This window comes from Lacticaseibacillus sp. 866-1 (assembly GCF_016861825.1).
Taxonomy (GTDB): domain Bacteria; phylum Bacillota; class Bacilli; order Lactobacillales; family Lactobacillaceae; genus Lacticaseibacillus.
Map to the genome: position 1 here is coordinate 17,842 of NZ_BOLU01000031.1, position 9,273 is coordinate 27,114.

The window sequence follows — 9,273 nt, forward strand, 5'->3', positions numbered from 1 at the left end:
GGCAAGGCTTACAATTCGATTAACGTACGGTAATCTGGCTGACTGGGGGAGTGGCAATGCAGCTGCTAATTATTGAGAATGAGCCGGCCCTGCGGCAAAGTATGGTAAGCTTTTTTGCCGCGCAGTATCGTGTGACCGAGGCGGGTACACTTGGCGAAGCCAGTCAGGCGGTCGCAGCAGGTCCGGACACAATTATTTTGGACCTCACGCTGCCGGATGGGGATGGGCTAGCGTGGCTGCGTACCTGGCGGCCGCACCTGACGGCGAAAGTACTGGTGCTCACGGCAAACGATCAGGAGCAGGCTGAACTAGCTGGGTTGCAGCTGGCCGATGACTTTGTGGTCAAGCCCGTCAGTTTGGCGGTGTTGTCAGCTCGGCTGGGCAAGTTTTGGCCTGACGCGCCGGTGCGGCTCGGCGATGTCACAGTCAACCTGGTGAGCGGCCGCGTAACGAAAGTAGGCGTCCCCGTTGCGCTTGCGGCGACAGAGTGGCGGCTCTTAAAATATTTGGTGCAGCACCGCGGCCAGCTGGTCAGTCGGGAGCAGCTGATCGCCGCATTGTGGGATGCACGCGAGGCCTTTGTGGCCGACAACACGCTGACGGTGACCATCAAGCGGCTGCGTGAAAAGCTTGAGACGAAACCGACTGCGCCGCAGCTGATTCGAACCATCCGGGGAGTGGGGTATTTTCTCAATGACCAAACCTGAAGTGCGCAGCATCACAGAATTGGCAGGCGTCCTAGCCTTGATCCTAACGCTGACTTGTGGCGCGCTGGCGTGGCTGAGTCCAAACTTGGGACTTGGCCTTTTTGGCGTCTGGTTACTTGGGGCGAGTGCCATCGCATTTTTTTCTTGGCGATGGTGCCGCATGATCCGGCAGCGGCTGGCCGCAATTGAGAATCAGCTTCGCAGCGCCCGCTTGGGTCAGGCGGCCTACCAGATGACACTCAACGACGAGGGCGCGTTCTCGACACTTCACAACGAGCTGTTTCACTATGCCCGCCAGACTGAGGCGCTGCGTGAGGATTTGCAGCGCGACCGCGATCAGCTGACGGTGGCCATCACGGACATCGCCCATCAGCTGCGGACGCCCATTGCCACGGCGACGAACCTGAGTGAGCTGCTGACGAGTGCGAATGCGGCGGCAACGCGAGAAGAACTCTTGGTTCAGAATCACCGCCTTGCGCAACTGGTCGAGCAGCTGATCTTACTGGCGAAGGTGGACACGCATACGCTGAGTCAGCGCCGCACCCCGGTTAGCCTGGACACGCTGCTGCGGGCCAGTCTGGCGCCGCTTTTACCGGTGGTGGCCGACCGGCACGTGACGATGAAGTGGCAGGTCGCCCCTGACCTGACCGTCAACGTGAACCAACGGCTGATGCAAGAGGCGCTGATCAACTTATTCAAAAACACCTTCGAGCACGCTCCGGCGGATTCCCTTGTGACGGTGACGGCGGCAGCGACGGCAATCTCGACCATCGTGACCATCACCAATGAGGGCCCGGCCATTCCCGAAGCGGATCTGCCCCATCTGTTTGAGCGGTTTTATCGCGGCAGCCAAAGCGCGCCGAACAACCTGGGTGTTGGCTTGGCGATTGCCCAGGGCATCATTGCGGCGGGGGATGGCCGCCTGACCGTAGGCAACGAGGCGAATGGCGTCAGCATGCGGGTCGAATGGTTCCACTAGTCACTCTCTTGTCACTTTCGCAGGGTAGTCTTCAAGCTGGAGGTGAGGACGATGGCAATTCTGACTGCCACGAACTTAGTCAAAAAATACCCTGGGGAGGATCAGGCCGCGCTGGATAACGTCAGCCTGAGCATTGAGCCGGGTGAATTTACCGCGGTCGTGGGCCCGTCTGGCTCCGGCAAGTCGACCCTGTTGCACCTGCTGGGCGGCGTGGATCGCCCGACCAGCGGCACGGTGCAGCTCTACGACACTGACTTGTATCAGCTTAACGAGACCCAACTGGCGATTTTTCGCCGGCGCCAAGTCGGGCTGATTTATCAGTTCTACAATTTGATTCCCAGCCTGACGGTGGCCGAGAACATCACCCTGCCCACCGAACTGGACGGCAAAACGGTCCCCGAGGAGCGCCTCAACGCGCTGCTGATCCAGCTGGGCTTGGCAGCGAAAAAGGACAGTTTGCCAGGGCAGCTGTCCGGTGGTCAGCAGCAGCGCGTGGCGATCGGCCGCGCCTTGATCAACCAGCCGGCAATCGTGTTAGCCGATGAGCCGACTGGTAATCTGGACCAGCGCAACTCCCAAGAAATCATGCGGCTGTTGCACGCGGCCAACGTTCAGCAGGGTCAGACCATCATTGTGATCACGCATGATCCGCAAGTCGCCGCCCAGGCCAAGCGGGTGCTTACCATCACCGACGGCCGCCTGACAGAAGGGGCGTGAGCAGATGGGGATCATCACCAAACTCAGCTGGCGCAGCTTAAGAACCGAACGGGGCCGCACCCTGATGACGATCGGCGCGATGACCATTGCGGCGACGCTCATGGTCGCGTCGCTGGTCGGGCTGCGCAGCCTGCAGACGACTCTGTATCACCTTGAGCTCAGCAACACCGGCGGCATGGTGGCCAACTTTCCGGCTGGCCCTGCCAGCACGGTCAAGCGGCTCGCGGCGAATCCGGCCTTTGTCAAAACCCTGCGCTATCAGGTGAATGGCAAGACAATCGTGGCCGGAAAAACGCACACCAAGATCACTGCCTCATTGCCTACGACTAGCCTCGCAATGCGCGACCGCAAACAGCTGAAACCGCTGCTGTACAGTGGGCGCCTGCCGCGTCATGCCGATGAAGTCCTGGTGTCCGCTGAGCTGATCAGCAAAAAGCGGCAGGTGGGCCAGCGGCTGCCCATCACCATCGCCGGGCGGACGGCCCAGTACCGAATCGTGGGGACGGTATCGCCGTACAGTCAGACCTATTTTCCGACGACTGGCGTGGTGCGGCTGGTCCCTCAGCTGACGGGCAACCAAGCGCTGGCCGTGCTGACTAAGTCCCCGGTCAACCTGCGCCATCGGCTCGGGGCACTGGCGGCTGCCAATGGGTTGAACCCCAAGCAAGTGACCTATAACACTTTGGCCCTGTCAGTCATGGGGGAAGCAAACCAGTCGCGCAGTGTCAGAACCATTCTGGCGGTGCTCGTTATCATCTTGGCGATTATTGGGGCCGTGTCTTTGACCCTGATTTACACCAGCATTAATCTCAGCGTAAAGGCACACCGTCAGCATTACGGCCTTCTGCGCTCACTGGGGACCACGCCGAAGCAGTTGCGGCATCTGGTGTACTGGCAGGGGGTCACGCTTGCCGTGCCCGCCTTGGTGCTGGGCGGGGTGCTTGGCATCGGCGGCCTGAGTCTGACGTTTCATTTGCTTAACCGCATGATGCACCGCAGTGAGCTGCCGCTGTCCTTAGTGCTGACGGTCGACTGGCTGCCGCTGGTGATTGCGGCGGCATTCCTGCTTCTTGTCACCTTGCTCGCGGCGGCCCGGCCGGCTTTTCGGGCCAGCCGCGTGACGCCGATTGCCGCGATTCGTGCCCTGGAACCTAAGCCCAAGTTGGCCAAGCGCAAGCTGAAAAGCACCTGGCTGATGAAGCACATCAAGCAGCCGCTTTTGCTGCTGGCAGCCAAGTTCAGCCGCCGGCAAGCCGGACGAGGCACCATGCTGGTGACGTTGACCATCACAGTGATGCTTTTTGTCGGCCTGACCGGCTTTGTTGGTAACATTTGGCGCAATTTTGCCGCGCCGGAAAATGCCGATATTATTGCCGAAATTACTGGCCAGGGGGATCAAACGCAGGCGGCGAAGCGTCTGTTGCACCAGACTGAGGGCATCAAGTCAGGCCTGGTGGTTCAAACCGCTGACTTGGTGATCAATGGTTCAGGGCCAAATGACGGCGAGGTCGTTAAGGTCGCTGTGGTGGGGGACCGTGTGGCCCAGGGCACTTTTGCCGGCCGTCCCACCTTACTGAACACGAAGACCCAGGTTGGAACGGGGAGTCAAGCCCGCGAGCGATGGTTCATCAAAGTGAAATCTGGTCAGCGCTTGACGCTTCTATCGGGTCAGGCGTCCGCCCGCAAAGCAGGTCAGCGAATTCGCGTAGAGGTCAAGCCGTTAGCCACTCAGGCACAGTTTAAGCTGTTTGAGACATACGGCTACCCGCTCTTGATCTTATCCGCCACTGACTATCACCGCTGGCAAAAAACACTCGCGGTCGCGCCCGGTGATTTAAGGACAACGCTCATGGCCAAGTTAGCACGCCCATCGGCGCATACCGCGCTGGTTCAGGCCATTAAGACGCGGTTTGGCAAGGTGCAGGTGACTGATATTGTCGCGGACAATCAACAAGCCGCCGCAGTGACAACGGCGGTTAAGGTGGGGGCGTATGGCTTCATCACGCTCATTGCCCTGGTCAGTTTGGCGACGGTCATCAATCACACTTTCGCCAATTTACTAGAACAGCGCCGCGGACTGGCGATGCTGCAGTCCATCGGGACCACCCCAAAGCAGCTGGTGCTGATGCAAACGGCCCAGTATGGGCAGCTGTTCGTGCAAGGTTGGCTGCTGGGTAGTGCCCTGGGGATCGGGCTGGCCTGGCTGCTATATCAAGCAATGTCGATCGGGGCCGTTGGGGTCCACCTGATCTGGCCGCTGCCGCAAATTGCGGTGGTGGCACTTGCCCTGGCAGTCATCGGCTTGGTCTTTGGTGCGGTGACGTGGCGGATGCTGGCCAAACAGGATATCGATCAGTTGATCCGCGCGGAATGAGTGGCGCTGATTCAAAAGACGCCGGCTCCTTGACTGGAGGCGGCGTCTTTGCGGTTCCACCTTCTGGTTGGGTGACGGTGAACCATCTTCCTGTCAGCGGTGAGGCTTAGGGATGCGCACGTAATTTTCCTTCTCGTCGCGGTCCACCACGCGCCCGCCGTTATTAAGCATGACCTGCAGAGAGGTGAGATTGGTGCGGGCACACGACAAGTAAATCTCGGTTTCTGCCGCCGGCATCAGGCGGGCGCAGGCCTTGATCGCCAGCGCGAGCCCGCGGGTGCCGTAGCCCTGGCCGCGAAATTGCGGCAAGATGCCGTAGCCGATGTGGCCGGCGCCGTGGCGGAGCCGGTCATTCAAGCGGTGGCGGACTTTAAACAGCCCGATCAGCTGGTCGTCGTCCCAGAGAAAAAAGTACGTGTCCGGCACGCGGCCGATTGCCGGACCGAGCCCCTGGGCACTGAGCAGCCGTTCCGGAATGGCTGTCTCGACAAATTCCTGAAAAGTGATGTCCTGGTACGGCACCTCAAAGCCATTTTCCTCCGGCATGGTCTGAAAAAACCGGTATTCAGCTTCCGCGTCCTGCGGATTTAATGCGCGCAATGCGATCGTCATAGGCTCACCTCGAAAATGATTACGCCAAGGATAGCACAACGGCCGAGCTGGGAGTTTTTCTTGCGACAAAAAATAGCGGTTGCTTGGCTGAGTGCCAGACAGTAGCCAGCTTCTGACATGAGGTCTCCGCGATGCGGAGGCCTTTTTTTGGACCCGATTGGCTCGCCTTGGGCCTGCCGTCCTGCCACCAAGCAGTTGTGTATCAATTCACATCCGAGAAGTGCAAATGCTTTCAGGACGTCAAGACAGGGGAATATAATTTAGCTGTTAAGTGGTTGAGAAGGTTTTGTGAATGGCTCGGCACGCCTGACCGTCACCGTTTATGCGGGGTCAGCCGGGTAGGCGTTGAGCGACTGGGGGCCGCGCCATTCGGTGAGTGTGAGGAGGTAAGTTTAGTGAAGTTGTTAGCAATCGTTGGCAATAATGCCAGCGTGTCGTACAACCGGAAGCTGCTGGCATACATGCAGCAGCGTTACGCCGGACAGGCTGCGATCAAGTGTCAGGAGATTCGCGACCTGCCGCTGTTTAACGAGGATCTGCTGCACCAGTTTCCGGCCAGCGTGAAGGCGCTGATCGCCAATGTGGAAGCCGCTGATGGCATCATCATTGCGACGCCGGAGTACGATCATTCGATGACGGCCAGTCTCAAAAGCGCGATCGAGTGGTTGTCGTCCAGTTACCATTCGCTGGCCGGCAAGCCGGTCATGATCGTCGGCGCGTCTTACGGCCTCCAGGGCACGGTGCGGGCCCAGATGGATCTGCGCCACGTCTTGGACGCGCCGGGCGTTGAGGCGTGCGTCATGCCGGGGTGCGAGTTCATGCTGCCGAACTGCCAGACGGCATTTGATAAGCAAGGCGCGTTGACCGACGCCAAGACCGTTAAATTTTTGGATCAGTGTTTCGACAAGTTTCTGGCATTCATTCGCATGATCGGGCAGGCGCCCAAGGAGGAGAAAGACATGAGTCAAGGGAAAACGATCAATTGGGATGCCACCTATGACGTGGTCGTGCTGGGGTTCGGCGGTGCCGGCGCCACGGCGGCCCGCTTTGCCGCGGATGCCGGGGCCAAGGTGCTGCTGGTCGATTCCGCGCCGGAAGGCCACGAAGGCGGCAACACGCGCTACGCCGGCCAGCTGGTCGGGTCCGGGGAGGATTTTGATCAGCTGAAGGCTTACTACAAGAAAATGTCCGAGCCGATGGACCTGGATGAAGACATGATCGACACCTACGTCGACGGCATGGTCAACATGCGCGACTACCTGAAGCGGTACCTGGGCGTCGAGCCGTTCAGTGTGGCGCACGACTGGGATCACAGCAAGGTCGACCTCACCGGCATGGTGCACGAGTACCCGGAATACCCCGGCAGCGATTCCTATGACATGCTGCTGGTCCACAACGGGTTCCTGGATGCCCAGCTGTGGAAGGTGCTGAAAAAGCAGGTCACCGACCGCGCCAAGGCGATCGATGTCTGGTACAGCTCACCGGTCGAGCACTTGCTGCAGGCCGAAGACGGCACGGTGATCGGCGCGCAAATCGAAACCGACCACATCCTGAAAAACATCCGCGCGGTCAATGGGGTCGTCCTCGCCACCGGCGGCTTTGAAAACAACCGGAAAATGGTCCAGGACTACCTCGGCGTCGCGCACCTCGCCCCGGTTGGTTCCATGTACAACAAGGGCATCGGCATCAAGCTGGGCGAGGAAGTCGGCGCCCAGATGTGGCACATGCAAAACTACGAATCAATCGGCCTGCTGCACGGCCTGACCCTGGCCACCAAGCCTGGCGAGCGCGGCCTGCTGCTGCAGCGCTGGCCGCACATTGCAGACGGCAGCGTCTTTGTCGCCGGCGATGACGGCAGCCGCTACTTCAACGAAGCCGAGGCCAACCGCCACGGGCACATCTACTACCACGGCGACTGGAAGGTGCCAGTGGCCAACGACCACCCGCACCTGATTTTTGACGCGACGCAAATGGCCGCATTCAAGCAGGCCGGCGTCACCGGCGTCGACCTCGATGCCGTGGCAATCAAAGCGGATTCGTTGGCCGATCTGGCCAAGCTGATCGGGGCCGACCCGCAGATCCTGACCAAGACCGGCGAAAACTTTGCCCACTTCATTGAACTTGGCGAGGATTACGCGTATGGCCGCGACCCGGCGACGATGCGGGCGTTCGACGACGGCCCGTACTACGCCATCGCGCTGGAGCAAATCATGCTGAACACGCAGGGCGGCCCGCAGCGCAACACCCGCGCCGAGGTCCTGGATCCGGCCAACCAGCCGATCCCGAACCTGTATTCCGCCGGTGAACTTGGCGGGATCAACGTCAATAACTACCAAGGCGGCAACAACATCGCCGAGTGCCTGATCTGGGGCAAAATTGCCGGCGAGAATGCGGCCCGGCCAAAAGGCGCCGCACAGGCTGCGACAGCTAACCAGCCGGCGGCAGCCACTCCGGACGCGTCGACAAGCGCCTCTGAGCACCAGGCGACCTCCAGCGTCACCGCGTATTCGCAGACCACCGCAACTGACTATCCGGTCGGCCCTGATCAGTATATTGGGGTGAGCGACAACGGCATGGGCGACCGCCTAGTGGTGCGCGTGACCTACAAGGATGACAAGATTCAAGACGTCGAAGTTCTGCAGCAAAGCGAAAGCGGGGATGTCGGTTTGAAGGCCATCCACGAGCTGCCGGCCAAAATGGTGGCGGCCAACACGCCAGAAATCGATGCCGTGTCAGGCGCATCGGTGACCAGCAACGCGTTGAAGGAAGCGGTGGCACAGGCAGTTGCCAAAGCTAAGGGAGAAAAATAGCGGTCTCAAGTTTTTATCCAAAAATGGGCTTTGGGAAAATCACTTGAATCATTAAAGGTGTTGCCTCTTCTGGCAGCACCTTTTTCGATGGTGGCTATGCTTTAGTGCGCAAATTGCGTCTGTCGCCGTTGGTGGACTATGCGGCCACTTTTGATGGACCAGCTTGATGGCAATCGGTCACTTGCCCACCCGATTTGACAATAGTTTGCTGCATGTCAAAATTATTTGGTACTCTGAGAGGGCAATCTCCACTAATCTCAACTTAAGGAGTGATGAAAGATGATTATTGGCGAACAGCTGCGAAACGCTCGGACCAAATCTGGCATGTCCCTAGAATCATTGGCCGAGGTCATGGGCGTCAGTCGACAGACGATTTCTAACTGGGAGACGTCGCGCAGTTACCCGGACATTGAGCGGGTCATGCGGTTAGCCGATCTCTATCATCTCTCCTTAGGTCAACCGCCTCTGACTAAAGTCAGAGGCTTGTAAGCGCGTCGCCTAACGGCGGTGCGACCACAATTTGCTTAGATACAGCGATTGCCCGCAAGCGGGTCTTACGTGCTAATTACCAAAGCCTTTAGAGTCCGCAGGTTGCCAGACGGACTTGGCGCTTTAGCACCTTAGTTCCGTCGGACACCGAAGGGCCAGACGGACTGTTTGGTTATTTGACGGCTAATCCTTTAGCCAAAATGTTTTTCGCGGCATTATGGTCGCGAATGTGGAATGCACCACAATGCGGGCACGTCCATTTTCGGTCGGCCAGCGTGAGCTTCTGGTCGCCAGTCATTACGAAACCACAGGCACTACACGTTTGCGTGGTGTTTCGCGGGTTGACCGTCACAAATGAGCGACCGTACAAGCCGGCTTTATATGCCAGCATACTCAAGAACGTTCGCCAGCCAACATCGGCAATGCTCATTGCCAATGCGTGATTGCGCAACATATTCTTGCTTCTCAACTCTTCTGCTACGACTAAATCGTGGTTCTTGATTAGTGTCGTAGAGACAAGGTGGAGAAAAGCATTGCGGCGGTTTGCCACATTGCGTTGTAGGTTGGCGACAAGCACCCGCTGTT

The 9,273-nt window shown here is 58.9% G+C and carries 8 protein-coding genes; 6 read left to right on the top strand and 2 right to left on the bottom strand.

Translation table 11 applies throughout. From position 1 onward, the window contains the following. The first annotated feature begins 56 nt into the window (after positions 1-56). From JUE30_RS09615 to JUE30_RS09630, 4 genes are read left to right on the top strand one after another with little or no spacing between them, the layout of a single operon-like run. Entirely contained in the window at positions 57-707 is a 651-nt protein-coding gene (locus JUE30_RS09615) for a response regulator transcription factor (protein ID WP_203624671.1), read from the top strand. Continuing rightward, positions 694-1,686: a sensor histidine kinase KdpD gene (locus JUE30_RS09620; RefSeq protein ID WP_203624672.1), complete on the top strand. Its 993-nt coding sequence runs from the start codon at positions 694-696 to the stop codon at positions 1,684-1,686. The genes JUE30_RS09615 and JUE30_RS09620 overlap by 14 nt, the downstream gene beginning before the upstream one ends. Positions 1,687-1,737: 51 nt before the next feature. Next, positions 1,738-2,403 (top strand): ABC transporter ATP-binding protein, encoded by a 666-nt coding sequence (locus JUE30_RS09625; protein ID WP_125755600.1) that lies wholly within the window; start codon positions 1,738-1,740, stop codon positions 2,401-2,403. 4 nt (positions 2,404-2,407) lie between these two features. Further along, complete coding sequence (locus JUE30_RS09630) at positions 2,408-4,777, top strand: ABC transporter permease (protein ID WP_203624673.1); 2,370 nt, start codon at positions 2,408-2,410, stop codon at positions 4,775-4,777. Between the two features lie 93 nt (positions 4,778-4,870). On the opposite strand, the gene JUE30_RS09635 is transcribed toward JUE30_RS09630, so the two are convergent. Beyond that, positions 4,871-5,389, bottom strand: a complete 519-nt coding sequence (locus JUE30_RS09635; RefSeq protein WP_203624674.1) for a GNAT family N-acetyltransferase — start codon at positions 5,387-5,389, stop codon at positions 4,871-4,873. 395 nt (positions 5,390-5,784) lie between these two features. Here JUE30_RS09635 and JUE30_RS09640 point away from each other — a divergent pair, with 395 nt between their 5' ends. Together JUE30_RS09640 and JUE30_RS09645 are read left to right on the top strand one after the other, a co-directional pair. Next, positions 5,785-8,199 carry an NAD(P)H-dependent oxidoreductase gene (locus JUE30_RS09640; RefSeq protein ID WP_239061401.1) on the top strand — a complete coding sequence of 805 codons (2,415 nt, stop codon included), beginning with the start codon at positions 5,785-5,787 and terminating at the stop codon, positions 8,197-8,199. 279 nt (positions 8,200-8,478) lie between these two features. Continuing rightward, positions 8,479-8,688: a helix-turn-helix transcriptional regulator gene (locus tag JUE30_RS09645; RefSeq protein WP_203624676.1), complete on the top strand. Its 210-nt coding sequence runs from the start codon at positions 8,479-8,481 to the stop codon at positions 8,686-8,688. A 172-nt stretch (positions 8,689-8,860) separates the two neighbouring features. Here JUE30_RS09645 and JUE30_RS09650 read toward each other — a convergent pair. Beyond that, a partial coding sequence (locus tag JUE30_RS09650; RefSeq protein WP_203624677.1) for an RNA-guided endonuclease TnpB family protein occupies positions 8,861-9,273 on the bottom strand: 413 nt, incomplete at its 5' end.

Coding starts and splice junctions, on each gene's coding strand:
- JUE30_RS09645 (WP_203624676.1), top strand. CDS start 8,479: ATGATTATTGGCGAACAGCTGCGAAACGCTCGGACCAAATCTGGCATG.
- JUE30_RS09635 (WP_203624674.1), bottom strand. CDS start 5,389: ATGACGATCGCATTGCGCGCATTAAATCCGCAGGACGCGGAAGCTGAA.
- JUE30_RS09625 (WP_125755600.1), top strand. CDS start 1,738: ATGGCAATTCTGACTGCCACGAACTTAGTCAAAAAATACCCTGGGGAG.
- JUE30_RS09615 (WP_203624671.1), top strand. CDS start 57: ATGCAGCTGCTAATTATTGAGAATGAGCCGGCCCTGCGGCAAAGTATG.
- JUE30_RS09630 (WP_203624673.1), top strand. CDS start 2,408: ATGGGGATCATCACCAAACTCAGCTGGCGCAGCTTAAGAACCGAACGG.
- JUE30_RS09620 (WP_203624672.1), top strand. CDS start 694: ATGACCAAACCTGAAGTGCGCAGCATCACAGAATTGGCAGGCGTCCTA.